General features: G+C 59.4%; 23 protein-coding genes. 16 read left to right on the top strand and 7 right to left on the bottom strand.

Annotation, left to right across the window (positions count from 1 at the left end; genetic code table 11):
- Nucleotides 1-45 precede the first annotated feature (45 nt).
- The 4 genes from AVO44_RS11920 to AVO44_RS11900 all read left to right on the top strand — a co-directional run bounded on the left by AVO44_RS11920 (nucleotide 46) and on the right by AVO44_RS11900 (nucleotide 3916).
- Nucleotides 46-1806, top strand: coding sequence for a DNA polymerase III subunit gamma/tau (locus tag AVO44_RS11920; protein WP_068337216.1), 1761 nt, complete (start codon nucleotides 46-48; stop codon nucleotides 1804-1806).
- Between the two features lie 129 nt (nucleotides 1807-1935).
- Nucleotides 1936-2280: a YbaB/EbfC family nucleoid-associated protein gene (locus AVO44_RS11915; protein ID WP_068337214.1), complete on the top strand. Its 345-nt coding sequence runs from the start codon at nucleotides 1936-1938 to the stop codon at nucleotides 2278-2280.
- A 63-nt stretch (nucleotides 2281-2343) separates the two neighbouring features.
- Nucleotides 2344-2937 (top strand): recombination mediator RecR, encoded by a 594-nt coding sequence (recR, locus tag AVO44_RS11910; RefSeq protein WP_068337212.1) that lies wholly within the window; start codon nucleotides 2344-2346, stop codon nucleotides 2935-2937.
- 490 nt (nucleotides 2938-3427) lie between these two features.
- On the top strand, nucleotides 3428-3916 hold the full coding sequence (locus AVO44_RS11900; protein ID WP_068337203.1) for a hypothetical protein: 489 nt from the start codon (nucleotides 3428-3430) through the stop codon (nucleotides 3914-3916).
- Here the strand turns inward: AVO44_RS11900 and AVO44_RS11895 are convergent.
- A complete protein-coding gene (locus AVO44_RS11895) occupies nucleotides 3913-4554 on the bottom strand; it encodes a ribonuclease T2 family protein (RefSeq protein WP_082677480.1) in 642 nt (213 codons plus the stop codon). The genes AVO44_RS11900 and AVO44_RS11895 overlap by 4 nt on opposite strands.
- Nucleotides 4555-4684: 130 nt before the next feature.
- Between AVO44_RS11895 and AVO44_RS11890 the strand changes: the two genes are divergently transcribed.
- Nucleotides 4685-5446 (top strand): DUF1013 domain-containing protein, encoded by a 762-nt coding sequence (locus AVO44_RS11890; RefSeq protein ID WP_068337200.1) that lies wholly within the window; start codon nucleotides 4685-4687, stop codon nucleotides 5444-5446.
- 51 nt (nucleotides 5447-5497) lie between these two features.
- On the top strand, nucleotides 5498-5890 hold the full coding sequence (locus AVO44_RS11885) for a hypothetical protein (protein WP_068337196.1): 393 nt from the start codon (nucleotides 5498-5500) through the stop codon (nucleotides 5888-5890).
- Between the two features lie 38 nt (nucleotides 5891-5928).
- Here the strand turns inward: AVO44_RS11885 and AVO44_RS11880 are convergent, their stop codons facing one another.
- The gene (locus tag AVO44_RS11880; protein WP_068337193.1) at nucleotides 5929-6957 is read right to left on the bottom strand and encodes a permease; all 1029 of its coding nucleotides are present in this window, start codon (nucleotides 6955-6957) and stop codon (nucleotides 5929-5931) included.
- A complete protein-coding gene (locus AVO44_RS11875; RefSeq protein ID WP_068337190.1) occupies nucleotides 6950-7258 on the bottom strand; it encodes an ArsR/SmtB family transcription factor in 309 nt (102 codons plus the stop codon). Before AVO44_RS11875 ends, AVO44_RS11880 begins: the two co-directional genes overlap by 8 nt.
- A gap of 133 nt (nucleotides 7259-7391) precedes the next feature.
- On the opposite strand from AVO44_RS11875, the gene pdxR reads away from it, so the two are divergent.
- From pdxR to AVO44_RS11835, 8 genes are all read left to right on the top strand, one after another.
- Complete coding sequence (pdxR, locus tag AVO44_RS11870) at nucleotides 7392-8852, top strand: MocR-like pyridoxine biosynthesis transcription factor PdxR (protein WP_068337185.1); 1461 nt, start codon at nucleotides 7392-7394, stop codon at nucleotides 8850-8852.
- A 125-nt stretch (nucleotides 8853-8977) separates the two neighbouring features.
- Nucleotides 8978-10750 carry a sulfoacetaldehyde acetyltransferase gene (xsc, locus tag AVO44_RS11865; RefSeq protein ID WP_068337182.1) on the top strand — a complete coding sequence of 591 codons (1773 nt, stop codon included), beginning with the start codon at nucleotides 8978-8980 and terminating at the stop codon, nucleotides 10748-10750.
- A 93-nt stretch (nucleotides 10751-10843) separates the two neighbouring features.
- On the top strand, nucleotides 10844-11941 hold the full coding sequence (locus tag AVO44_RS11860; protein ID WP_068337177.1) for an acetate/propionate family kinase: 1098 nt from the start codon (nucleotides 10844-10846) through the stop codon (nucleotides 11939-11941).
- Nucleotides 11938-14751, top strand: a complete 2814-nt coding sequence (locus tag AVO44_RS11855; protein ID WP_082677479.1) for a molybdopterin oxidoreductase family protein — start codon at nucleotides 11938-11940, stop codon at nucleotides 14749-14751. Before AVO44_RS11860 ends, AVO44_RS11855 begins: the two co-directional genes overlap by 4 nt.
- A 109-nt stretch (nucleotides 14752-14860) precedes the next feature.
- The gene (locus tag AVO44_RS11850; RefSeq protein ID WP_068337175.1) at nucleotides 14861-15610 is read left to right on the top strand and encodes a 4Fe-4S dicluster domain-containing protein; all 750 of its coding nucleotides are present in this window, start codon (nucleotides 14861-14863) and stop codon (nucleotides 15608-15610) included.
- The gene (locus tag AVO44_RS11845) at nucleotides 15610-16497 is read left to right on the top strand and encodes a dimethyl sulfoxide reductase anchor subunit family protein (RefSeq protein ID WP_068337172.1); all 888 of its coding nucleotides are present in this window, start codon (nucleotides 15610-15612) and stop codon (nucleotides 16495-16497) included. Before AVO44_RS11850 ends, AVO44_RS11845 begins: the two co-directional genes overlap by 1 nt.
- 99 nt (nucleotides 16498-16596) lie before the next feature.
- Nucleotides 16597-17055, top strand: coding sequence for a carboxymuconolactone decarboxylase family protein (locus AVO44_RS11840; RefSeq protein ID WP_068337170.1), 459 nt, complete (start codon nucleotides 16597-16599; stop codon nucleotides 17053-17055).
- Nucleotides 17052-17936 carry a sigma-70 family RNA polymerase sigma factor gene (locus tag AVO44_RS11835; protein ID WP_068337167.1) on the top strand — a complete coding sequence of 295 codons (885 nt, stop codon included), beginning with the start codon at nucleotides 17052-17054 and terminating at the stop codon, nucleotides 17934-17936. Before AVO44_RS11840 ends, AVO44_RS11835 begins: the two co-directional genes overlap by 4 nt.
- 36 nt (nucleotides 17937-17972) lie before the next feature.
- Here the strand turns inward: AVO44_RS11835 and dapA are convergent, their stop codons facing one another.
- Complete coding sequence (gene dapA, locus AVO44_RS11830; RefSeq protein WP_068337165.1) at nucleotides 17973-18845, bottom strand: 4-hydroxy-tetrahydrodipicolinate synthase; 873 nt, start codon at nucleotides 18843-18845, stop codon at nucleotides 17973-17975.
- A 135-nt stretch (nucleotides 18846-18980) separates the two neighbouring features.
- On the opposite strand from dapA, the gene AVO44_RS11825 reads away from it, so the two are divergent.
- Nucleotides 18981-20945 carry a lytic transglycosylase domain-containing protein gene (locus tag AVO44_RS11825; RefSeq protein WP_068337162.1) on the top strand — a complete coding sequence of 655 codons (1965 nt, stop codon included), beginning with the start codon at nucleotides 18981-18983 and terminating at the stop codon, nucleotides 20943-20945.
- On the opposite strand, the gene AVO44_RS11820 is transcribed toward AVO44_RS11825, so the two are convergent.
- Nucleotides 20919-21788: a DMT family transporter gene (locus AVO44_RS11820; protein WP_068337159.1), complete on the bottom strand. Its 870-nt coding sequence runs from the start codon at nucleotides 21786-21788 to the stop codon at nucleotides 20919-20921. The two genes, AVO44_RS11825 and AVO44_RS11820, sit on opposite strands and share 27 nt — an antisense overlap.
- Nucleotides 21785-22450: a tRNA (5-methylaminomethyl-2-thiouridine)(34)-methyltransferase MnmC2 gene (mnmC2, locus tag AVO44_RS11815; protein ID WP_068337157.1), complete on the bottom strand. Its 666-nt coding sequence runs from the start codon at nucleotides 22448-22450 to the stop codon at nucleotides 21785-21787. The genes AVO44_RS11820 and mnmC2 overlap by 4 nt, the downstream gene beginning before the upstream one ends.
- A 48-nt stretch (nucleotides 22451-22498) precedes the next feature.
- Between mnmC2 and AVO44_RS11810 the strand changes: the two genes are divergently transcribed.
- Nucleotides 22499-23539, top strand: coding sequence for an NAD(P)/FAD-dependent oxidoreductase (locus AVO44_RS11810; RefSeq protein WP_068337154.1), 1041 nt, complete (start codon nucleotides 22499-22501; stop codon nucleotides 23537-23539).
- Here the strand turns inward: AVO44_RS11810 and AVO44_RS11805 are convergent.
- Complete coding sequence (locus AVO44_RS11805) at nucleotides 23531-24331, bottom strand: HTD2 family dehydratase (RefSeq protein ID WP_068337151.1); 801 nt, start codon at nucleotides 24329-24331, stop codon at nucleotides 23531-23533. The genes AVO44_RS11810 and AVO44_RS11805 overlap by 9 nt on opposite strands.
- Nucleotides 24332-24359: the final 28 nt, after the last annotated feature.

Genomic DNA, 24359 nt, shown 5'->3' with positions numbered 1-24359 from the left:
GGGGTCTCTACGCTGCGGTCCTGAACCGAATCCGACAGAGCAGATATGAACGACACGCCCAGCCCCGCCTATCAGGTTCTTGCCCGCAAATACCGCCCGGAAACTTTTGCTGACCTTGTGGGTCAGGACGCGATGGTGCGAACGTTGAAAAACGCGTTCGACGCTGATCGGATCGCGCAAGCCTTTATCATGACCGGTATTCGCGGCACCGGAAAAACCACCACGGCGCGGATCATTGCGAAAGGCATGAACTGCATCGGTCCGGATGGCCAGGGCAAGCCAACAACCGAACCATGTGGTCAGTGCGAGCATTGCGTTGCCATCATGGAAGGCCGCCATGTCGACGTGATGGAAATGGACGCCGCCAGCCGAACTGGCGTGAACGATATTCGCGAGATCATCGACAGCGTCCGCTATCGCGCCGCCAGCGCACGCTACAAGATCTATATCATCGACGAAGTTCACATGCTTTCGACGAGTGCGTTCAACGCGCTGCTCAAAACGCTTGAAGAACCGCCTGAGCATGTGAAGTTCATCTTCGCCACAACCGAAATTCGCAAGGTGCCGGTGACGGTCCTGTCGCGCTGCCAGCGATTTGATCTGCGCCGGATTGAGCCCGAAGACATGATCGGCCTGCTCAGCAAGATCGCAGCGGCGGAAAACGCTCAGATTGCGGATGACGCCCTGGCCCTGATTACGCGTGCAGCTGAAGGATCGGCGCGGGATGCGACGTCGTTGCTGGATCAGGCAATTTCACACGGGGCGGGTGAAACCAGTGCAGACCAGGTGCGCGCTATGCTGGGCCTGGCCGATCGCGGACGCGTGCTGGACTTGATGGACATGATCCTGCGTGGTGATGCGGCGGCGGCGCTGACCGAATTGGGGGCGCAATATGCCGAAGGCGCAGATCCTCTGGCCGTGCTGCGCGATCTCGCAGAAATCACCCACTGGGTGTCCGTGGTGAAAATCACGCCGGACGCGGCGGAAGACCCGACAGTCTCACCCGACGAGCGCGCGCGTGGTCAACAAATGGCCGAGGCACTGCCCATGCGCGTCCTGACCCGGATGTGGCAGATGCTGCTGAAGGCGCTAGAAGAGGTCTCGGCTGCGCCAAACGCCATGATGGCGGCTGAGATGGCCGTGATCCGTCTGACCCATGTGGCTGACCTGCCCAGCCCCGAAGAACTGATCAAGCGCTTGCAGGATGCGCCACCTCCGCCGCCCAATGGTGGACCCGGCGGTGGAGTGGCTGCGCCGTCGCAACCTGCCGCGCACACTCGGACGCCGGTGGCATCGTCCTACACAAGCCCCATGCGCGGAGGGGCCGGCGCACCAAGCGCCGCTTTGGCGCAGGACGCACAAACCGCACTGGCACGTTACCCGACCTTTGATCACGTGGTCGATCTGATCCGCGCCAACCGCGATGGTGTCCTGCTGGACGAGGTGAAGCGCGCGCTGCGGCTGGTCGCCTACCAGCCCGGACGCATCGAATTCCAGCCGACTGAACGTGCCTCTCCGCAATTGGCGCAGCGTTTAGGGACAGCCCTGCAACGGTGGACAGGCAATCGCTGGGCGGTCACGGTCGTCAACGAAGGCGGTGGGGAAACGATCTACGAAAAGGAAAACGCGGCAGAGGAAGCGTTGAAAGCCGAAGCGCGTGCGCATCCTTTGGTGCAGGCTGTTTTGGCCCAATTCCCCAAGGCGCGGATCAAAAGCATCGAAACACCGGAACAGCGCGAGGCCAAGGTCGAAACCGAAGCGCTGCCCGAGGTCGAAGACGAGTGGGACCCGTTTGAAGAAGACTAGGCAAAACCGGAACCAACGGGAAGAAAGGTCTTGCAAAAGACCGTGACGACGGGCGGGAGCCTCTGCGCCCTTGTGCGGCGCGAATGCCGCCCGTATTTAGGCGACAAACCGATTTGTAGGAGAAAAGCGATGCTCAAAGGACTCGGCGGTCTTGGCGACATGGCCAAGATGATGAAATCCGCCCAGGATTTGCAGACAAAGATGGCAGAAATGCAGGAAGAGCTGAACACCATCACGGTTGTCGGCGAATCCGGTGCTGGGCTGGTCAAGGCCACAGCCACCGCGAAGGGTGAGTTGAAGGGTCTGGACATCGACCCGTCGATCTTCAACGGCGACGAAAAGGAGGTTGTCGAAGACCTGATCCTTGCTGCCATCAAGGACGCGCAGACTAAAGCTGCTGAGCGCGCGCAGGCTGAAATGGCCAAGCTGACCGAAAGCATGGGCCTGCCCGCAGACATCAAGCTGCCGTTCTGATAGACACTCCTGACGGAATATCGGCCGGGCACCCTGCCCGGCCCATTTGCAGGAGCACGCGCCGTGAGTTCGAACAGCGACATCGACAACCTGATCGACCTGATGGCCAAGCTGCCGGGCCTCGGCCCCCGCTCGGCCCGTCGCGCGGTGCTGCACCTGATCCGCAAACGTGCCCTGCTGCTGACCCCGCTGTCCGACGCGATGCAGCAGGTCGCAGCCACCGCGCGTGAGTGTCTGAACTGCGGCAATATCGGCACCACCGATATCTGTGACATCTGCGACAGCGAGGCTCGCGCGACCGGAGAGCTGTGCGTGGTCGAGGATGTCGCCGACCTCTGGGCAATGGAACGCGCGGGCGTGTTCAAAGGCCGCTATCACGTTCTTGGCGGAACCTTGTCCGCTTTGGACGGCGTCGGCCCGGACGATCTGCGAATCCCCCGCCTCAAAGATCGGGTCACGGCCGAAGGGATCACCGAGGTCATCTTGGCCCTGAACGCCACCGTCGACGGTCAGACCACCGCGCACTACATCGCGGATCAGTTAGAGGGGCAGGTCCGCCTCACCTCACTGGCGCAGGGTGTGCCGATTGGAGGTGAGCTGGACTATCTGGATGACGGGACGATTACAGCGGCGCTCAGGGCTCGGAAGGAAGTCTGAGACATCAGTTATTGGGCAATTCTTGTTGCTGTTTTATTAAGGTCGAAGTCAACTAGATAATCTATTGAATTTTATTAGCAGCCTCACTCATGACACCTTCCTGGCCCTGCTTTTCACGGTGCCTGCTTTGGCGGTAGTCTTGGGGTATCTTAAGAAGCTGAATTGGCTCAAGATTGCCGTAGGTCTGCAGACAATTGACATGGTGATCAGTCTTGCAGCTTTGTATATCGTGATAAAAACAGGTCGGTGTCGGAATTGCACCGGAATGAAAGGGCTGGCCTTCCTTGTTTTGCCAGGTTTTTTCTGATCTTTGATGCAGCCAGTTTTAGTATCTACGGTGTGGTTCGCTGGATTGCCAGTTTACTGCGCAGAAACCGCAGTGACATTTCTTAAGTCTCTCGATCGGCACATTGGGATGTAGCCTGCTTTAAACGAGTTCGCTATCTTGCAGAAAGCCAAAATTTGACAACGCACATTCTTGGAAACTGTTATGACCCGCCTGCTCGCCCTCATCTTCGCCGCCTTCACTGCAACCGCAGCCCTGTCTCAAGAACTCATCGACAAGGGTTTTGTCGAAGGTTGGAACATCATGATGGACCCTGCGCTTGGCAACGGGTGCTTGATCCAGACAGTTTATCAGGACCTCTCGGTGGTGCGTATCGGCTATGACGCGCTGGACAATCGCGGGTATTTCGCCGTTTACAACAAGGCTTGGGGCGAAATCGAGCACGGCGAAAGCTATCCGATCCGCTTCGAACTAGACAGTAAGAGCTATGCCGCCACTGCCATTGGGTTTAATCAGGGCCGTGTACCCGGCGCGACCGTGTTCTTCACAGACCGACGTTTCGTCGACGTCATTGCGCAGAACAGGACGATGACCGTCTACAACTCCACAGGTGACGTGGTGATGGCGATTGACCTAAAAGGCACTGCCAAGGCGTTGGAATACGCCCGCGAGTGTCAGAACCGGACGCTTTAACGAATCGGATCGAACAAGGCATCTGTGGCAGAACAATCACGGATGACGTCCCGACCACAGGGCACAGGTTCAAGGTCAAGTGACAAGCACAACCGCACCTCTTCGATGTAACCTTGTTTGCAGGTGACGGTGATCATGTCGCGCTCCAACGTGGGGTTGGCTTTCAGAAACGCCTCTTCCACCACCGAAGCAGGCAATTTGAGCGACGAATCCAGCTGACGGAATACCTCAGGGCGTTCGACCTGCGCATAAGCCTGCCGCGACAACGCAAAATAATCCGCTGCGGACAGGCCCGAACAAGTGCCATGTTTCTTCCACTGGTGCCATGAAAGACCCGGCGAGCCCTGAATATCCGCCATTTCGCGCGTCATCGCACGCGACGGGGGCGCCTCGGGCGTGCGGCAGAAGGAAGGCCAACCCTGGTGATATTGCGGCCAAAGACCATGCAGAATCCAGCCGTGGTCGTGGCGCGCATCGCATTGGTCCGACCCGCGCGCATCGCCTTCGCGCGCGCACCAGTTGGGCGACCAGCTGAGCGACAGAATGTAGTAGTCGAACTCTCCCGCCTTTTCGCCTTCGGCAAGCACAGTTACAGTGCCCAACACCCACAGAACCAGTCCTAGAATAGGCCGCAGCATTCGCCTCTTTCCTTCTTGCCCTGCCGCGACTATATAGACCCCAAGTTCCCCGACAACGGAAACCTGCCCCAAGATCACGGGGCCGCCGAATTCCGGCGACGGGACAGATGTACTTATAGGAGACGGGCTGATGGCAAAACCGCTTATGGCCAAGGCAACAGCCGTATGGCTGGTGGACAATACAACGATCAGCTTCAAGCAGATCGCTGATTTTGTAGGAATGCATGAACTTGAAGTGCAGGGTATAGCCGATGGCGATGTGGCCGCTGGCGTGAAAGGGTTCGACCCGATTGCCAACAACCAGCTGACCCAGGATGAGATCGACGCCGCGCAGAACAATCCGCTGCACAAGCTGAAGCTCAAGTTCAACCCGGCCGCCTCGGGCGAGGAAAAGCGCCGCGGCCCGCGGTATACGCCGCTGTCGAAACGTCAGGACCGACCAAACTCGATCCTGTGGCTGGTCAAGTTCCACCCCGAGCTTAGCGATGGCCAGATCGCAAAGCTGGTTGGCACCACCAAACCGACCATCCAGTCGATCCGTGAGCGTACGCACTGGAACATCGCCAACATGCAGCCCATCGACCCGGTTGCATTGGGTCTGTGTAAACAGTCCGAGCTGGATGCGATCGTTCAGAAAGCCGCCGCCAAGAAGGCCGCCGAAGGTGGCGTCATGAGCGATGACGAGCGCCGCAAGCTGGTTTCGACCGAGCAGTCGTTGGAAATGGACGCCGCGCCGAAGATTCCGACAGCCATCGAAGGGCTGGAAACGTTCTCGCTGTCCGACGAACCTGCGGAAGAAAAAGAGGACGAGCCGATCCTTGACGCCGACAGCTTCTTCAATCTGCCCAAAGGCGGAGCCGAGGAAGAAGACGAAGACGATCAGCGCGCCTGATGCTCAGATTGCCCCGGCCCGTAAAGGCTGGGGTGTTTTCGTGGGGAACCCATGCTGACCATCCTGTCCAAGATCTTTGGCCCGCACCGCGCTGTATCAATCTATGCGTTTCTGAAAACCTGGGGTTTGCTGGTGGTGGCGGTCATCGGCACCATCTCGATCGCAACGGCGCTTTTGGTGCTGAATGACGATGGTACGCATGAACATGAGGCGTACCTGACCCTTCCGGTTCTTTCAGCGACCCCTGTGAATGGGGATCTGAAATTCGGTGTCATTGCCTCCGTCCAGCTTCCAGATGGCTCGGCCATCTCGATCAACGAACCCAAAGAGCATATTGCACGAACCGTTGGCACCACTGCATGCGTGGAAAAACGCGTGTTCGTCGAAAGCGGAGAGCCACGGTACCGCTTTAAACAGCCGAGCCTCTGCGAGGCCAACCAATAAGCAAAACCGCCCGGAGGCATCTCCGGGCGGTTTTTCCTTTAGGTCATTTGGAAAAGAATACCGGCAATGATCGCCCCGGTGACACCTAGCCCCAGATAGGTTGCAAAGACCCTGGGTTTGACCAACGACCAGACCGCTGCCATGGCCGGGATCGAGCTGACGGCACCCGCGATCATGAATGACATTGCTGCGCCTGCGCTCATCCCCTGTTCGGTCAGACCAGCCAAGAGTGGCGGCGCAACGTATGAATTCAGATAGGCGGGCATCCCGACCAGCGCGGCGATTACAATGGGCATGACCCCTTCGCCGCCCACCACGTTGGCAATCATGTCAGCCGGAACGTAGTTGACCAGCAACGCCTCGAGTACATAGGCCAAGGCCAGCCATTTCAGCAGGAACAGACCGTTATGCACAAACTCAGCGCGGAACCGCTGACGACGGTCGGGTTCTTGCCAGAACCCCCAGACCGGTTTGTCATCCTGCTTGGGCCCACACCCGCAGCAGCTAGCCGGTTTATACTCGCGCAGAGGCGCGGAAAAAGCGCCCGAGCGCATCAGGCCGCGCACGACGAAGCCGCCGAACAAACCCAGCGCGACCGCAGCAACGGCTTTACCGATCGCAAAGGGCCATCCAAGAGCGCCTGCAGTGATCAGCAATGTCGGCGGGTCAATCAAGGGTGAGCTAAGCCAAAACGCCATCACGGCAGAAAGCGGCGCACCCAGCGCCAGCAGACCAGCGATGAAGGGAATGACCTCGCAGGAACAGAAAGGGGCCAACCCGCCAAAGACGGCGGCAAGAAAGATCATCCGAGTCTCGCGCCCCTCAAACGCTCGCGCGACCATGACCTCGGCCCCTGTTGCCTTGAGATAGGACAGCAGCAGAACAGCAAACAGGATGTACTGGCCGGTATGGGCCAATGCCTTGCCGGCAAAGGTAACGACCTCAACCCAGTTGCCGGGGTCCAAAAGCGCGACGGCTATCAGGATCGCGACGATCAGCGCCCATGGGGTTTTGATCAGTTCAAGCGCCTTTACGGGCACTTTGGGGTTTTGCGTTAACTCAGCCATCGTTCGCGGCCTTTCCCACTTCGTCCGCGCAGCATTCCGCAAGGATGAACTGCGCCAGATTCCTCAACTCGTCATAGCAGGCCCGGTTGATCGTGCTGCGCCCGGCCTTCTCTTGTTCGACCACCCCACCAGCGGCCAGAAACCGGAGGTGATGCGCCAGTGTCGACGGCGCGATTCCCGTCCGTTCCTGTATTTCACCAACTGTCAGCCCAGCCTGCCCAGCCCGGACCAGAGTCCTTAGAACCTTCAACCGGGCCTCTGATCCCATGGCCGAAAATCCTGCTGCCGCGGTTTCCCACATTTGCTTACTCCATTAAACTAGATTTCTAGTTATTTAATGCAATCGAATTCCTCAGTCAATCACCTGACGCAGGATTTATCGAAAGGACATAAGTCCAGATTGCCCACCCCGTAAGTCCAGCCTATAAAGCCTCATGGCAATATCGGTTGATACATTCTTTCTTGAACTCAACGGGCAAGGCACTCTGCAAGCCCAGATCCAGCAGATGATTGCCGAGGGCATTCTGTCCGGGCGTTTTCACGTCGGTGAAAAACTACCTTCGTCACGCAAACTGGCCGCCCACCTGGGGGTAAGTCGCATCACGGTGACGCTGGCATATACGGAATTGCTTGCCAATGACTACCTGACGGCAAAGGGGCGGTCGGGGTATTTTGTCTCGCAAAACGCACCGGTGCCGCCCAAATACACGCCTGTCCAGCGCGGGACGGAAACCGTTGACTGGGACGCTGCCCTTGCCCGTCGATTTTCGGGCGGGGATGTGCTTGCGAAACCGGCCGATTGGCGCAGCTATCGCTATCCCTTCATCTACGGTCAGGCCGACCAGTCGCTGTTCGACCACGCCAACTGGCGCCTGTGCGCCGTGCGTGCGCTTGGGCACAAAGAGTTCGACACACTGACCGCAGACTATGTCGATCAGGATGATCCCCTGTTGGTTGAGTTCATCGCCCGCCACACCTTGCCCCGCCGCGGCATAGCCGCCCGCCCCGAAGAGATTCTGATCACCATGGGGGCGCAGAATGCGCTATGGCTGGCCTCTCAAATCTTGCTGACCCGCAATCGGACTGCCGTGATCGAAGATCCCTGCTACTACGCCCTCCGCAGTCTGTTGGACCCTTGGGATTGCAACGTGACCGCTCTGCCCGTTGACAGTGATGGATTGCCGCCTGATGCTTTGCCAGACGGCACCGATGTCATTTTCACGACCCCCAGCCATCAATGCCCAACAACCGCAACAATGCCCGTTGAACGCCGGACCAAGCTGCTGGAGCGCGCACGGGATCTGGATGCCATCGTGGTCGAAGACGATTACGAATTCGAGATGGCCTTTCTGGGCGCCCCTTCTCCGGCGCTGAAGTCGATGGACCGGGATGGCCGCGTGATATACGTCGGCAGCTTTTCGAAATCGATCTTTCCCGGATTGCGCTTGGGTTACATGGTCGGGTCCGAACCGTTCATCCGCGAAGCGCGCGCGCTGCGTTCCCTGGTGCTGCGCCACCCGCCGGGCCATATTCAGCGCACAACAGCCTATTTCCTGTCGTTGGGCCACTACGACGCGCAAATCAGGCGCATGTCTAAGGCGCTGGCACAGCGGCGCGAGGCATTGGACACAGCAATAGAGGAACACGGTCTGACCGTCGCCGGACGGGGGATCATGGGCGGCTCGTCCCTGTGGATGTCAGCGCCTGACCATGTCGACACAACGCAATTGGCCCATACCCTGCAGGGCCAGAGTGTCCATATAGAACCCGGGGCGTCTTTCTTTGCTGGGTTGGACAAACCAAAGAATTTCTACCGCCTTGGCTATTCCTCAATCCGGCAGGATCGGATCGATCCGGGCGTCAAGCTGATCGCTGATGCCATACGCGCAAGCTAACACCAGACTGGACCTAATCCGCCACCCGTTCTGGCCCTAACGCAGCCCCGTCCCATACGCCAAAACCGTAGGCAAAGGCAGCGCAAACCGCCCCGCCGTTCCACTTATCCTCGGAGATCGCTCAGATGAAGATGACCACAGAAGAAGCCTTTGTGAAGGTTTTGCAGATGCACGGTATCGAGCACGCCTTTGGCATCATCGGCTCGGCCATGATGCCGATATCGGACCTGTTCCCGAAGGCCGGGATCATGTTCTGGGACTGCGCGCACGAAGGTAGCGCCGGAATGATGGCCGACGGTTACACCCGCGCCACCGGCAAGATGTCGATGATGATCGCGCAGAACGGCCCAGGAATTACAAACTTCGTGACGGCCGTGAAAACCGCGTACTGGAACCACACCCCGCTATTGCTGGTCACTCCGCAGGCGGCGAACAAGACAATTGGACAAGGTGGCTTCCAGGAAGTCGAGCAGATGAAGCTGTTCGAGGACATGGTTGCCTATCAGGAAGAAGTCCGCGATCCGACCCGCGTTTGCGAAGTTCTGAACCGCGTGATCATGCAGGCCAAACGTGCAAGCGCCCCGGCCCAGTTGAATATCCCGCGAGACATGTGGACTCAGGTCATCGATGTCGAACTGCCGGCAGTTGTCGAGTTCGAACGCCCCTCGGGCGGTGAAGCCGCCGTTGCGCAAGCCGCCGAACTGCTGTCGAACGCCAAGAACCCCGTCATCCTGAACGGAGCGGGCGTGGTCCTGTCCGAAGGCGGGATCGAGGCATCAAAAGCTTTGGCCGAGCGTCTGGACGCACCGGTCTGCGTTGGCTACCAGCACAACGACGCCTTCCCCGGCTCGCACCCTCTGTTTGCTGGACCGCTGGGCTATAACGGATCGAAGGCCGGGATGGAGCTGATCAGCGAAGCCGACGTGGTTCTGTGTCTGGGCACACGTTTGAACCCATTCTCGACCTTGCCGGGGTATGGCATGGAGTATTGGCCAGCCGATGCCAAGATCATTCAGGTTGACATCAACCCGGATCGTATCGGTCTGACCAAGAAGGTCACGGTCGGAATTATCGGGGACGCGGCCAAAGTGGCCAAGGGCATTCTGGCCCAGCTCAGCGACACCGCCGGTGACGAAGGCCGCGCGGACCGCAAGGCAAAGATCGCGCAGAAGAAATCTGCCTGGGCTCAGCAGCTTTCCAGCATGGATCACGAAGACGACGACCCCGGCACCACCTGGAATGAACGCGCCCGCGCGGCCAAGCCCGACTGGATGAGCCCCCGCATGGCATGGCGCGCAATACAGGCGGCCCTGCCGAAAGAGGCCATCATAAGCTCGGACATCGGCAACAACTGCGCCATCGGCAACGCTTATCCATCCTTTGAAGCGGGCCGCAAATACCTTGCGCCCGGCCTGTTCGGCCCCTGCGGTTACGGCTTGCCCGCCATCGTCGGCGCCAAGATCGGCTGTCCGGATGTGCCGGTCGTGGGCTTTGCCGGTGACGGCGCGTTTGGCATCGCTGTAAACGAACTGACGGCTATCGGCCGCGAGGAATGGCCGGCCGTGACGCAAGTCGTTTTCCGCAACTACCAGTGGGGCGCGGAAAAGCGCAACTCGACCCTGTGGTTCGACGACAACTTCGTAGGCACCGAGCTGGACACCAAGGTATCCTACGCCGGTATCGCGCAGGCCTGTGGCCTCAAGGGTGTCGTCGCCCGCACGATGGACGAGATGACCGCAGCGCTAAAACAGGCGATCGAAGACCAGAAGAATGGCACGACCACCCTAATTGAAGTCATGATCAATCAGGAATTGGGTGAGCCGTTCCGCCGCGACGCGATGAAAAAGCCAGTTGCAGTCGCCGGAGTCGACGCGGCAGATATGGCACCGCAACATTGAACGGTCAGGCAAGCCTCTGCTTGCCTGCCTCCACAACAGGAGCCTTTGATTGACCGAAACCGGACCTATGCACAATCTGACGTGCCGGGATCTATGATTCTTGTCGTCAATGCAGGATCGTCCTCGATCAAGGTCGAGCTTTTCAAGCTCGACCTTACCTCGGCCCTGTCTGCTGCGGTTACAGAAATCGGCGGTGCCGCACGGCTGAAACTTGGCGACATCACCGCCAGTGTCGAGGTACCCGACCACGCGGTGGCTCTGACTAGGGTGTTAGAGGCGTTGGAGGAGCAAGGTGTAAGCCTGTCAGACCTCAGCGCAGCCGGTCATCGCGTGGTCCATGGCGGCACCGAACTGACGCAGCCTACACGGCTGACGCAAACCGTGCTGGATCAGATCGCCGCCTGCATTCCTTTGGCCCCGCTGCACAACCCCCACAACCTGACGGCAATCCAAAGTCTTGCGAACAAAATGCCTGACCTGAGGCAGTTCGCGTGTTTTGACACGGCTTTTCACGCCAGCAACCCGGCCGTCGCGACGACATACGCCCTGCCCGAACAAGCCCGGTCGCTCGGCTTGCGACGCAGTGGGTTTCATGGGCTCAGCTATGCGGCGCTTGTAGAACATTTTGGTGATGCGTTGCCGTCGCGTTTACTGGCGTTCCACTTGGGAAACGGGGCCAGCCTGTGTGCCATTCTCGACGGGAAAAGCAAGGCAACCAGTATGGGCTATTCCCCGCTTGACGGGCTGACAATGGGTACCCGCAGCGGCGCTATCGATGGCATGGCGGTTTTGCGGCTGGTTCAGGAATATGGTCTGGAGCAGACCGACAAGATACTCAACACGCAAAGTGGGTTGAAGGGTCTGGCCGGTACAAATGACATGGCCGAACTTCTAAGCCGCGACGACGACGCGGCACGCTTTGCGGTTGATCACTTCTGTTACTGGGCCGCACGCCACGCCGGAAGCGCAATTGTCGCGATGGGCGGGCTGGATGCGGTCGCTTTCACCGGGGGCATCGGTGAAAATGCGGAGCCCATCCGACACAACATCATGCAACACCTGTCCTTTTTGGGGCAGGTCCCCGTTCATGTTGTGCCCGCCGATGAAGAAAAGCAGATTGCACGCGATACGCTGCGCCTGTTGAATGCAGAGGCACCGCAACGGGACACACACCGGAGAGCCAGCACGTGAGCCAGCAACCAGACCTTGATCTTTCGCCAAAAGTCTCTGACGAAGTTCGGCAGACCACCTGCTACATGTGCGCCTGCCGCTGCGGGATAAACGTGCATATGAAAGACGATAAAGTCGCCTATATTGAGGGCAACCGCGACCACCCGGTGAACAAGGGCGTTCTGTGCGCTAAGGGCAGCGCAGGGATCATGCAGGTCAACGCGCCGTCGCGCTTGCGCAAGCCGCTGCGGCGCGTCGGTCCGCGCGGATCAGGTGAGTTCCGCGAGATTGAGTGGGACGAAGCGATCAGCACCGCAGTGGGCTGGCTGAACGAGTTGCACGAGACTGCTCCGCAAAAGCTGGCGTTCTTTACGGGTCGGGATCAGAGCCAAAGCTTCACGTCCTTTTGGGCACAGAATTTCGGCACGCCGAACTACGCGGCGCATGGCGGGTTCTGCTCGGTCAACATGGCGGCGGGCGGTATCTATACAATGGGCGGCGCGTTTTGGGAATTCGGCCAGCCCGACTGGGACCACACCAAGCTGTTCATGCTGTTCGGCGTGGCCGAAGACCACGACAGCAACCCGATTAAGATGGGTATTGGCAAGATCAAGGCGCGCGGCGCGCGGGTGATCGGGGTAAATCCGATCCGAACCGGCTATAACGCGGTCGCCGATGATTGGGTCGGCATCACGCCGGGCACCGATGGCTTGTTCATCTTGTCGTTGATCCATGTACTGATGAAGGCAGGCAAAATCGATCTGGACTACCTCAGCCGCTACACCAACGCGCCAGTTCTGGTGAATGCTGCGGAAGGTCCGGAAAAAGGCCTGTTCCTACGCGACGCCGACGGCAAACCGCTGGTGATCGACCGCACCATTGGCGAACCCACCGCCTTTGACAAGCCGGGTGTGCGCCCGGACCTGTCGGCGACTTATGAACTAGATGGCGTTACCCATCGCCCGGTCTTCCACCTGATGGCCGAGAAGTACCTGTCCGACGACCACGCACCCGAGGCCGTCGCCGACCGCTGCGGAATCCCGGCCCAACGCATCCGCGCCATCGCCGCCGAAATCGCCCGCGTCGCCTTTGATGAGGCCATCGAGCTGGACCAAGAATGGACCGATTTCCGGGGCGAGAGACATGCGAAGATGATCGGCCGCCCGGTCAGTTTTCACGCCATGCGTGGCATCTCGGCCCATGCCAACGGCTTCCAGACGTGCCGCGCCCTGCACGTGTTGCAAATCCTGCTGGGCACGGTCGAGGTCCCCGGCGGATTCCGATTTAAACCGCCCTATCCGAAACCGGTCGAGGCGCACCCCACCCCGCATGGCGACCGCCGGCCCGGACGCCCACTAGAGGGCCCGCATCTCGGCTTTCCACGCGGCCCCGAGGATTTGCTGCTTAACGAGGACGGCACCGCCCAGCGCATCGACAAGGCGTTTACCTGGGAAAACCCGATGTCGGCCCACGGCCTGATGCATATGGTGATCTCGAACGCCGCGGCAGGAGATCCGTACAAGATCGACACGCTGTTCATGTACATGGCGAACATGTCGTGGAACTCCTCCATGAACACCAAGGGCGTGATGGAGATGCTGACCGCCCGAAACGAGGATGGAAAATATGTTATTCCCCGCATCATCTATTCTGATGCATATTCCTCGGAAATGGTTGCCTATGCGGACCTGATCCTGCCTGACACGACCTATCTGGAGCGTTACGACTGTATCTCGTTGCTGGATCGTCCGATCTGCGAGGCCGACGCCGCAGCCGACGCGATCCGCTGGCCCGTCGTGGAACCCGACCGAGACGTACGTGGTTTTCAGTCGGTGCTGATCGAACTGGCCAACCGCATGAGCCTGCCCGGTTTCACCAACGCGGACGGTACACCCAAGTGGAAGGACTACGCCGATTACATCGTCAACCACGAGCGTAAACCGGGTATCGGACCTTTGGCCGGGTTTCGCGGCAACGGTGACAAAGTCGGGCGTGGTGAGGTCAATCCAGACCAGCTAAACCGCTACATCGAAAATGGCGGCTTTTTCGTTTCGCATATTCCGAAAGGTGCGGATTACTACAAACCCTGGAACACGGCCTATCAGGACTGGGCAGTGGGTATGGGCCTGTATGACAGCACCCAGCCTTACCTGTTTCAGCTCTACTCGGAACCTATGCGCAAGTTTCAACTGGCCGCCGAGGGGTATGGCGACTGCCAACCGCCCGATCATCTGCGCCAACGGGTTCAAAACGCAATGGACCCGCTGCCCATCTGGTATGAAACCGATCAGCAGGGCAACGAAGGCTTTACGGTTAACGCCCTGACCCAGCGCCCTATGGCGATGTATCACAGTTGGGGCACTCAGAACGCTTGGCTGCGCCAGTTGCATGGCCGCAACCCGCTATATGTGCCAACCAAACTGATGCGCGAGCACGGGCTGAACGATGGCGACTGGGCCAAGGTCACGTCCCCGCACGGAGAGATCACGGTACCTGTCATGGAGATGGCCGCCCTGAACGAAAACACCGTTTGGACGTGGAACGCCATCGGCAAACGCAAAGGCGCGTGGGCATTGCAAGAGGATGCACCGGAAGCCACCAAAGGCTTTTTGCTGAACCACCTAATTCACGAATTGCTGCCACCAAAAGGGGATGGGATGCGATGGGCCAATTCTGACCCGGTGACCGGTCAGGCCGCGTGGTTCGACCTGAAAGTCAAAATCGAAAAAGCCGAAGCCCCCAGCGATGCCGAAAGCCAGCCCGAGTTTGCCCCTATAAAGTCCCCAGTAGGCACCGGTCCGAAAGATCTTGCATGGAAGGTGGGCAAATGACCCGGATCCGCCCTTCATCTGGTCAAAAATATCCCGGGGGTGAATTGAGCCGCAGGCTCAAGAGGGGGCTGGCCCCCTCCCCCGCCTACCACAGCCGAGGTTCCCTGATATGACCCAGCTTCCCGAATCCTCCAACCGTAAAATGGGACTGGTCATCGACCTGGACACCTGCGTCGGCTGCCATGCCTGCGTCATCTCATGCAAAGGCTGGAATACCGAGAACTACGGCGCGCCACTGTCCGATCAGGATGCATATGGGGCAAACCCATCGGGTACTTTCCTGAACCGTGTGCACTCATACGAGGTGCAGCCAAAAGACGGACCTGCCCAGCTTATCCATTTCCCCAAATCCTGCCTGCATTGCGAGGACGCGCCCTGCGTGACTGTCTGCCCCACTGGAGCCAGCTACAAGCGCGTTGAAGACGGCATTGTCCTCGTGAATGAAAGCGACTGTATCGGCTGCGGCCTTTGCGCGTGGTCCTGCCCGTATGGAGCGCGCGAAATGGACATGACCGAAGGGGTGATGAAGAAATGCACGCTGTGTGTTGACCGCATCTACAACGAAAACCTGCCGGAAGTAGACCGCGTGCCTTCCTGTGTGCGCACTTGCCCGGCCGGTGCCCGCCATTTCGGCGACCTTGGTGATCCCGACAGCGACGTCAGCAAACTGGTGGCCGAACGCGAAGGCATGGACCTGATGCCGGAAATGGGCACCAAACCCGTCAACAAATACCTGCCACCGCGGCCAAAAGATCAGATCGAGGACCAGATCGACATTCTGGCCCCGCTTCTGGCCCCCGTCGCCGACGAGCCCAAGGGCTTTCTGGGCTGGCTGGACAAGACATTGGAGAAGCTCTGATGCATCCCGCCCCTTCCGTCATCCTATTTACCACCTTGTCTGGTCTCGGCTTTGGACTGCTGTTTTTCCTGGGCCTCGGCATGCCGGACGTCACGGGCTGGGTGGCTTTCGTTTTCTACCTGATCGCCTATGGGCTTTCCGTCGGCGGCCTTTTGGCTTCGACATTTCATCTGGGTCATCCCGAACGCGCATGGAAAGCGTTCACGCAGTGGCGCTCAAGCTGGCTCAGCCGCGAAGGCTGGTGCGCCGTCATTGCGCTGCTGGTTATGGGGCTTTACGCGATCGGCGCCGTATTCTTCGGGCAGCGCTGGGGCGGTCTTGGCGTCCTTGGCGCGGCGTTTTCACTGGCGACGGTTTTTACCACCTCGATGATCTATACCCAGCTAAAGACCATTCCGCGGTGGAACATGAACCTGACGCCGGCCATGTTCCTAAGCTTCAGCCTTGCCGGAGGAGCCCTCTTGGCGGGGCAAATCACGCTGGCCATACCGCTTTTGTCGATCGCTGCCGCGGTACAGGTGCTATTTTGGCGGAAGGGAGACATCGCGCTAAAGCAGTCCGGCACCGATCTGGGCACTGCCACCGGGCTTGGTGCGCGCGGCACTGTCCGCGCATTCGAGCCACCACATACGGGCACGAACTACTTACTGCGCGAATTCGTTTATGTGGTTGGTCGCAAACATGCCGAAAAACTGCGATTGATAGCGTTCAGCCTGGCTTTCGGTCTACCGCTGCTTTTGATCGTGCCTCCGGTTGAAAGCACCGCAGTAAAACACGTTTTGGCCCTGCTGGCTGTCCTTTCACATCTTGCCGGGGTCGCCACGTCTCGGTGGTTGTTCTTTGCGCAGGCCGAGCATGTGGTCGGGTTGTACTACGGCAAACGCTGACCGGGAAAAGACCTTGTGGGATTTTTTTTCTCTGACCCTGTCACAAATCCGGTGCCACGCATGTCCTGTTTTTGTTAACTTCAAAATCAGGAGAATACGATGTCCCCTCGGATCAATCACTTTGCCGTCGCCCCCAACTTGCTTCAACCCATGCTCGATATGGAAGAACGCCTGAGCGCATCCGGGCTGGAACACAGTTTGAAAGAACTGATCAAGCTTAGGGTGTCGCAGATCAACGGCTGCGCCTATTGTATTCACATGCACACGCATGACGCCCGCGCCAACGGTGAAACCGAAGATCGCCTGCACCTGTTGAACGCATGGCACGAGTCGTCGCTGTATTCAGACCGTGAACGTGCCGCCCTTGCGTGGGCCGAAGCCCTGACACGAGTTGAAACCAACCGTGCCCCTGATGACGTCTATAGCGCCATGGCTGCCCAATTTTCGGAACATGACCAGGTGGCGCTGACTTTGGTGATCACCCAGATCAACGCGTGGAATCGCTTGGCCATCGGCTTTGCGGTTCCGCATCCCAAAGCCAAAGAAGTGGCCGCGTGACCCGATCACATACACAGCCCAGGGATCGGGCATTCGTTGAGTTGCAACCGCGTCTTTTTGCGGTTGCATACCGCATGCTCGGAACGGTCAGCGATGCCGAGGATATCGTTCAGGACGCCTATCTGCGCTGGCAACGTGTCGATGCAGAAAAGGTGCGGGACGAAACCGGCTACCTGATAAGGGTTGTCACCAGACTATGCCTTGATCACTTACGCGCGGCGCGGGCCATCCGTGACGCATACCCGGGTGAGTGGTTGCCGGAACCACTCGTCACCGACGATGTAACAGAAAGGCTTGACCGCGATGTCTCGGTCGCGCTGATGATGGCGCTCGAGCGATTGTCACCCCTGGAACGCGCCGCCTTTCTTTTGCATGACGTTTTTGAGTGCTCGTACGATGAGTTGTCCAATACGCTTGAGCGTAGTCACAGCAGTTGCCGCCAACTTGTAAGCCGCGCCAGGAGACACATCGAACACATGAAGCCCCGCGCCCGTGTTGACCGCGAACACGGTCAGGAACTGGCCAATGCGTTTTTCAGCGCGGCCAAAAGCGGTGACACGAAACACCTGACTGATTTGCTGTCACGCGATGTCCAACTCCATTCGGATGGCGGAGGAAAAATCATCGCGACTCTGAACCCTATTATCGGTCGGGATAAAGTCATTCGGTTCTTTGCCGGATTGTCGCGTAAACCTTCTGCAACCCAGCCCGCTCACTGGGTTGCGTGTCAGCTGAACGGTTTACCCGCGATCATCAATCGCGAGCCGGGCGGTACTTTGCAAGCAACATCGGTGACGATCGACAAAGGCAAAATCGCCGCCATCTACATGGTGCGCAATCCCGACAAGACCCGGCACCTGGAAAGCGTTATGAGCGATTAGAGCCTGCAGAGATCAAAACAGGCCCCGATTTCCCTATTACACAAGCCCCGCATGCGCCATCGCCGCGTCAATCGCTGCTTTGGTGCTGGTTTCCAACGTTGTCAGGGGCGAACGCACTTCCTCGCTGCAAAGGCCCAGCTTGCTCAGCGCGTATTTCGCTCCGGCAAGTCCCGGTTCGATGAAGAGCGCCTCGTGCAGGGGCATCAGACGATCCTGATACGCCAGCGCCTTGGCATAGTCGCCGTCCAATGTGGCCTGCTGGAATTCGGCGCACAGCTTCGGCGCGACGTTTGCAGTGACCGAGATACAGCCGACGCCGCCATGCGCATTGAAACCCAACGCCGTGGCGTCCTCACCCGACAATTGGCAAAAGTCCGGCCCGCAGGTGGCGCGTTGCTGGCTGACACGGGCCAGATCGCCGGTGGCGTCCTTGACACCGATGATACGCGGCAGCTTGGCAAGCTCACCCATGGTTTCAGGCGTCATGTCGATCACTGACCTGCCGGGGATGTTGTAGATGATGATCGGAATATCCGCGCAATCATGCAGGGCGCGATAGTGCATGATCAAACCCTTCTGGGTGGGCTTGTTGTAGTATGGAGTCACAACCAGCGCAGCATCAGCGCCAACCTTCTGCGCGAATCGCACGAACCGGATCGCCTCAACCGTGTTGTTAGAACCCGCCCCTGCGATGACGGGAACACGACCGGCTGCGGCTTTGACCACCTCTTCAACAACTATTTCATGCTCATCATGGCCCAGCGTCGGACTCTCGCCGGTGGTGCCAACGGGCACCAGCCCGGTCGAGCCTTCCTGAATCTGCCATTCCACCAAGTGTTTGAGCGTTTTCAGGTCCAACTCGCCGTTGCTGAACGGGGTGACGAGGGCCGGCATTGAGCCTTTGAACATGACACGCTCCTTAGGGTGCAGTTAGTGTGTTTTTTGCGCCCTGAGTCATCACAATCCAACCGATGTGAGTTGATCCCGGCAGCGCAAGGTTTATCCTGATTGGCTGTATCCTTGGTTGGTTGGGAAATGCAAGGCATGACACGCGTTCTGGCGCTTTTGATAGCGGTGATTCTTGGGTCAGTTGGGCAAGCACAAGCCGATGCGGTGGGCGATTTGCGCGCCGGAATGGCGGAAATGCGCAAAGGCGATTGGAATGCGGCCTTGCGGGTGTCGGGCCAACGGGGGTCGGTCAGCCGTGATATCATCGTGTGGCACTGGCTGCGCGAGGGGTATGGCAGCTCAGGCGATGTACTTGTTTTTCTGGATCGCCGGCCGGATTGGCCGGGTCTGGCCTGGTTGCGACGCAAAAGTGAGCCGGCATTTACCGGCGCTGATCCCGACCGGGTGCTGAAATTCTACGCAGGCAAACCACCGCAAACCGCCGAAGGGGCGTTGAACTACGCTGTAGCACTGCTGGCGAAAGGGCGTCAGGGCGAGGCGCAGGCTGATCTTGTGACCGCGTGGCGGACCATGCCGATGGGCAAGGGTTTGCAACAAGACTACTTGGAGAACTTCGGCGAGCTTCTGAAACCCCACCACGCGGCCCGGTTGGACAGGATGCTGTGGGACAACCACCTTGTGAGTGCCGCGCAGATGCTACCGCTGGTCAGCACCGATCAGCGCAAGCTGGCCGAGGCACGGATCGCCTTGCAGAAACGTCAGCCCGGCGTTGATGGCAAAGTCGCCGCAGTTCCAAAATCCGTGGCGGAGGCACCTGGGCTGGCCTTTGACCGCTTTGTTTGGCGCGACAAGAAAGAGCTGGACGACAGCGCAATTGACCTGATGCTGGCGCGCTCGACCGGGCCGGATGCCTTGGGTGAGCCTGACAAATGGGCCGAGGGACGTCGCCGACTGGCGCGGCTTGAGATGCGCAACGGCGACGCCAATCGGGCCTATCGGATCGCAGCCAACCACCACATGACACCGGAAATGGGCTATGCCTATGCGGATCTGGAATGGCTGGCTGGCTTCCTTGCGTTGCGCAAGCTGAATGACCCTGCCACAGCGGTACGACATTTCCAGAACTTCTCGGCAGCGGTACAGTCTCCGATTTCGAAAGGGCGCGGAGGGTACTGGTTGGGGCGGGCCTATGCGGCGCTGGGTGATGCGGACAAAGCCTATGAAGCATATTCGGCTGGCGCCGATCACCAAACCTCGTTCTATGGCCTTTTGGCCGCCGAGCGGATCGGTCGGCCTTTTGACAGCGATCTGGCCAACCCCCGTCGCGCGCCGCATTGGAAACAGGCTGACTTTGCTGACTCCAGTGTCTTGGAGGCTGGCCTGCTGTTGCTGCGCGCGGGTGAAGACACTATTTCCGAACGTTTTCTGACCCATCTGGTCGAAAGCCTGGATCAGACCGAAGCAACGCAGCTGGGTGATCTGGTGATCGAGTTGAACGAGCCTCATCTGGCGGTGATGATCGCAAAACGCGCGGCTCAAAGCGGTATTGTTCTACCTGCGGCCTATTATCCGGTTCACCCGGTGGCCGACATGGGGCTTCCCATGGCGAAAGAGATGACGCTGGCCATTGCCCGCCGCGAAAGCGAGTTTGATCCGGTGGTGATCAGCGGCGCGGGCGCGCGCGGCTTGATGCAGGTGATGCCCGCCACGGCGCAACTGGTCGCGAAAGAGCTTGGCATCCTCAGCGGGCACAAGACGATCAAGCTGACCTCGGACTGGCAGTACAATGCCAAGCTGGGGGCGAATTATCTGTCTGGGCTGGCCGCGGATTTCAACGGCAACGTGGTTATGATGGCCGCTGGCTACAATGCCGGGCCCCGCCGCCCAATCTCGTGGATGGAGCGGTATGGCGATCCCCGCACCGGTCAGATCGACGTGGTCGATTGGATTGAAACCATCCCGTTCAGCGAGACCCGAAACTACGTGATGCGGGTGGCGGAAAGCCTGCCGATTTATCGCGCGCGGCTGGGTCAGCCCGCGCTACCGATTCCGTTCTCGCAAGAGCTGATCGGCTCAACCCTGGCGTCTTTCGCGCCATAGGGTGAACAAACCAGCGCTTACGACCAAGGCTGCGCCCAGAACAACTTCTGGCCGCAGCGCCTCTCCAAAGACCGAGATCCCTAGGATGGCGGTCCATACGAGGTGGAAATAGGCAAAAGGCTGCACTGTGCTGGCCTCAGACATTTCATAGCATTTGATCAGCAACCAGTGCCCGCTGACACCGCTGACGCACAGCAGCGCCATCCACGCCCAATCCGATTGGGCCATCGGCTCCCAGAACCACATGCCAACCAAGGTCATCGTCACCGACCCGGCGATACCCGTCCAGAAGAAGCTGGTGGCCGAACTGTCCTTACGGGCGGCATAGCGGGTCAGCAGGCCATAGACCGCGAACATCAGTGCTGACATCAAAGGAAGAACAGCCCACGGATTGAAGACGCCCTTGCCGGGTTGCAGGATGATCAGCACCCCGATGCATCCCACACCAATTGCAGTCCAGCGGCGCCAGCCGACAGTTTCACCCAGAACCGGGCCACTGAGCGCTGCGACCAAGAGGGGATAGCAGATGAAGACCGCCATACTGTCGATCAGGCCAAGAACCGTAAAGGCAAAAACGGCAACGCAAATCTCGGCCGCCAGCAAGATGCCGCGAAACACCTGCAACCCAAGCTGACTGGTCTGCGACGCGACCTTTAAGCCTCCGGGCGCGCGTCCGGCCAAGGCGATGACAAAGGCCGCGAAGAACCAGTAGCGGATCATGACAACCATGTAGGTGTTATAGGTCCCCGCCAGATGGCGCGAGATACCATCCTGAAGGGCAAACACGATTGTTGCGGCAATCATCAGTGCGATGCCTGCACGGGCGTTGTTCTGCTGTGTCATGGCCGGACCGCACGGGTCATGTGGCGCTTGCGGCCAAATCCGGCAGTGCGAGATACGGCAAAGCCCGCCTCTTGCAACCCACGCCGCACGAATCCCGCTGCGGTGTAGGTCGCCGCAGTGCCCCCTTTGGCAGTGTGGCTAGCAACCTGTTGCATCAGGTCAGCGCCCCACAATTCCGGGTTCTTGGCAGGCGAGAATCCATCCAGAAACCACGCATCCGCCTGATCCGTCCATGCGGGCAATGTCTGACGCGCGTCACCTTCGATGACCTCAAGGTGCAAAGTATCCAGCTGGCATGTGCCGCCCTGCCACCGAGCCAGAAAACGGGCGGCCCAGGGTTTCAGTTCCGGAAAGGCCGCCAGCGCACGCGCCATATCCTGCGCGGTCATCGGAAACGCTTCGAAACTGGTGAAGGACAAGGGCGTTGTCTGACCGGATTTTTCCCATTCGGACCAGGCGGTCAGCATGTTCAGACCCGTGCCAAAGCCCAGTTCGGCAATGCGGAACCCCGGTGTAAACCGCGCAGGCAGATCGTTACCTTCCAAAAACACGTGCCGGGTTTCCTCCAACCCGTTCTGCAACGAATAATAAGGGTCGTCAAAACGATCCGAGACCGGGATGTGATCCTCGGTCCATGTGAGTTCGGCGTGCTGGTCTGCCATCGGGAAATCCTGTAGTCACCGGCGCGACACTGAACAAGGAAAAGGGGAATGGCAATGGCCGATGTGACGGTGCGCGGCGCGGGTATTTTTGGCCTGTCCATCGCGTGGATATGCGCGCGGCGCGGCGCCAAGGTTCAGGTCGTTGATCCATTTGGTCCCGGTGCCGGTTCCAGCGGTGGGCTTGTCGGTGCGCTGGCCCCGCATGTGCCCGAAAACTGGAACGCTAAAAAGGCGTTTCAGTTCGACAGCCTGTTGATGGCCGAACCCTTCTGGAAACAGGTCGAAGCCACCGGCGGCGTCTCATCCGGATATGCGCGGTTGGGACGGTTGCAACCAATTGCGGACGACCGGACGTTAAAACTTGCCCACGCGCGGGCACAGACCGCGGCGCAGCTTTGGCAGGGTCGCGCCGAATGGCGTGTGGTTGAGGGTCGCAAACTTGGCTCATGGTGCCCGCCCAGCCCGACCGGTTTCGTGATTCACGATACACTAAGCGCCCGAATGCATCCCCGACGCGCCTGTGGGGCGCTGGTGTCTGCGCTGGCGGTGATGGGGGTCAACGTGGTCACGGACGCACCGGACCAAGGGCAAGTGGTGCACGCAACGGGTCTTGCCGGATTGCAAGAGCTTTCCGCCGCATTCGGGAAAACGGTCGGCAATGGCGTCAAAGGTCAGGCCGCGCTACTGCGGTTCGACGCGGGCGACGTACCGCAACTGTTCGCTGATGCCATTCACTTCGTCCCCCATGCGGACGGCACGCTGGCGATCGGCTCCACGTCAGAGCGTGACTATGATGACCCCACCAGCACCGACGCCGCCTTGGACGATGTGCTTGAGCGGGCAACTCGCGCCGTGCCGGTGCTGCACGGTGCCGAGGTTCTTGAAAGGTGGGCCGGTGTGCGGCCCCGCAGCAAAAGCCGCGCGCCGATGCTTGGCGCTCACCCGGTATACCAAGGTCAGTTTATCGCAAACGGAGGTTTCAAGATCGGCTTTGGCATGGCTCCGAAGATCGCCGAGGTGATGGCCGATCTGGTTCTTGAGGGAACCGATAATATACCCAAGGACCTCCATCCTGAGGCTTCACTCTGATCGCGGAACAGCCATGGCCGTCATACATTGCCGCCCATCAGGGCCGCGCACCCACAGCGCAAGGCCTTCCCGGCACAGGGTCGCCGTTTCGAAATGCATCAAGGGCGCTGTAGCGCGAAAAGAAAACTGCGCCAACGGCCCCATGAGCTCTTCGGCGAACCGCATCAGCAATTGCGCCAGCAGCGGGCCATGCACCACCAGCCCGGAGTAACCTTCAACATCGCGGGCATAGTCCAGATCATAGTGGATGCGGTGACCATTGAAGGTCAGCGCCGAATAGCGAAACAGCAAGGTCGAATCGAACGTGACATCGCGCTGATCGGTCTGATCGGTGCGGGCGGCGGGCGGCGTTGGCTTGACCTCATCAGCAGCGGGGTCCTGACGGTAAACCAAGTCCTGCCATTCTGTCACGCACAATGCGTCGTCTTGCCAGATTTCGTGGCGTAGAGTGACAAACCCCAGCAGACCGGTGCGCCCAGTCTTTGAGGTTGCATTTTCGCAGGTGGTTCGCCGCTCGGCTCCTCGGCCCGCAATCAATGGTGCATCGAATTGCAACCGTCCGCCCGCCCACATCCGGCGGGGCAGCCCCATATCGGGGATCACCCCTTCGCCAACTCTCGGGTGCCCGTCCCGACCAAGCTGAGAGGGTGGGCGCGGCGACCAGAAATAGAGCTGGTGAAAGAACGACGGCAGCGGAGTGCCACATTCAACGCCCCCTTCTTGACCCAGCGCCACCAGCAGAGCAGCGGCGCGGGCCGGGTCCATTACATCGGTTTGAATTTCCACTGTCATGACGGCAGATTAGGCAGCCGTTCACGCG

This window comes from Ruegeria profundi, from assembly GCF_001507545.1.
GTDB lineage: Bacteria > Pseudomonadota > Alphaproteobacteria > Rhodobacterales > Rhodobacteraceae > Ruegeria > Ruegeria profundi.
This window is presented reverse-complemented; position numbering and strand designations above follow the sequence as displayed.

What these genes read in the sequence shown, in the direction of transcription:
- pdxR (WP_068337185.1), top strand. Translation starts at nt 7,392, where the DNA reads ATGGCAATATCGGTTGATACATTCTTTCTTGAACTCAACGGGCAAGGC.
- AVO44_RS11915 (WP_068337214.1), top strand. Translation starts at nt 1,936, where the DNA reads ATGCTCAAAGGACTCGGCGGTCTTGGCGACATGGCCAAGATGATGAAA.
- AVO44_RS11845 (WP_068337172.1), top strand. Translation starts at nt 15,610, where the DNA reads ATGCATCCCGCCCCTTCCGTCATCCTATTTACCACCTTGTCTGGTCTC.
- AVO44_RS11875 (WP_068337190.1), bottom strand. Translation starts at nt 7,258, where the DNA reads ATGTGGGAAACCGCGGCAGCAGGATTTTCGGCCATGGGATCAGAGGCC.
- AVO44_RS11895 (WP_082677480.1), bottom strand. Translation starts at nt 4,554, where the DNA reads ATGCTGCGGCCTATTCTAGGACTGGTTCTGTGGGTGTTGGGCACTGTA.
- dapA (WP_068337165.1), bottom strand. Translation starts at nt 18,845, where the DNA reads ATGTTCAAAGGCTCAATGCCGGCCCTCGTCACCCCGTTCAGCAACGGC.
- xsc (WP_068337182.1), top strand. Translation starts at nt 8,978, where the DNA reads ATGAAGATGACCACAGAAGAAGCCTTTGTGAAGGTTTTGCAGATGCAC.
- AVO44_RS11890 (WP_068337200.1), top strand. Translation starts at nt 4,685, where the DNA reads ATGGCAAAACCGCTTATGGCCAAGGCAACAGCCGTATGGCTGGTGGAC.
- AVO44_RS11900 (WP_068337203.1), top strand. Translation starts at nt 3,428, where the DNA reads ATGACCCGCCTGCTCGCCCTCATCTTCGCCGCCTTCACTGCAACCGCA.
- AVO44_RS11880 (WP_068337193.1), bottom strand. Translation starts at nt 6,957, where the DNA reads ATGGCTGAGTTAACGCAAAACCCCAAAGTGCCCGTAAAGGCGCTTGAA.
- AVO44_RS11885 (WP_068337196.1), top strand. Translation starts at nt 5,498, where the DNA reads ATGCTGACCATCCTGTCCAAGATCTTTGGCCCGCACCGCGCTGTATCA.
- AVO44_RS11850 (WP_068337175.1), top strand. Translation starts at nt 14,861, where the DNA reads ATGACCCAGCTTCCCGAATCCTCCAACCGTAAAATGGGACTGGTCATC.
- mnmC2 (WP_068337157.1), bottom strand. Translation starts at nt 22,450, where the DNA reads ATGGCAGACCAGCACGCCGAACTCACATGGACCGAGGATCACATCCCG.
- AVO44_RS11820 (WP_068337159.1), bottom strand. Translation starts at nt 21,788, where the DNA reads ATGACACAGCAGAACAACGCCCGTGCAGGCATCGCACTGATGATTGCC.
- AVO44_RS11825 (WP_068337162.1), top strand. Translation starts at nt 18,981, where the DNA reads ATGACACGCGTTCTGGCGCTTTTGATAGCGGTGATTCTTGGGTCAGTT.
- AVO44_RS11805 (WP_068337151.1), bottom strand. Translation starts at nt 24,331, where the DNA reads ATGACAGTGGAAATTCAAACCGATGTAATGGACCCGGCCCGCGCCGCT.
- AVO44_RS11860 (WP_068337177.1), top strand. Translation starts at nt 10,844, where the DNA reads ATGATTCTTGTCGTCAATGCAGGATCGTCCTCGATCAAGGTCGAGCTT.
- AVO44_RS11840 (WP_068337170.1), top strand. Translation starts at nt 16,597, where the DNA reads ATGTCCCCTCGGATCAATCACTTTGCCGTCGCCCCCAACTTGCTTCAA.
- AVO44_RS11810 (WP_068337154.1), top strand. Translation starts at nt 22,499, where the DNA reads ATGGCAATGGCCGATGTGACGGTGCGCGGCGCGGGTATTTTTGGCCTG.
- AVO44_RS11920 (WP_068337216.1), top strand. Translation starts at nt 46, where the DNA reads ATGAACGACACGCCCAGCCCCGCCTATCAGGTTCTTGCCCGCAAATAC.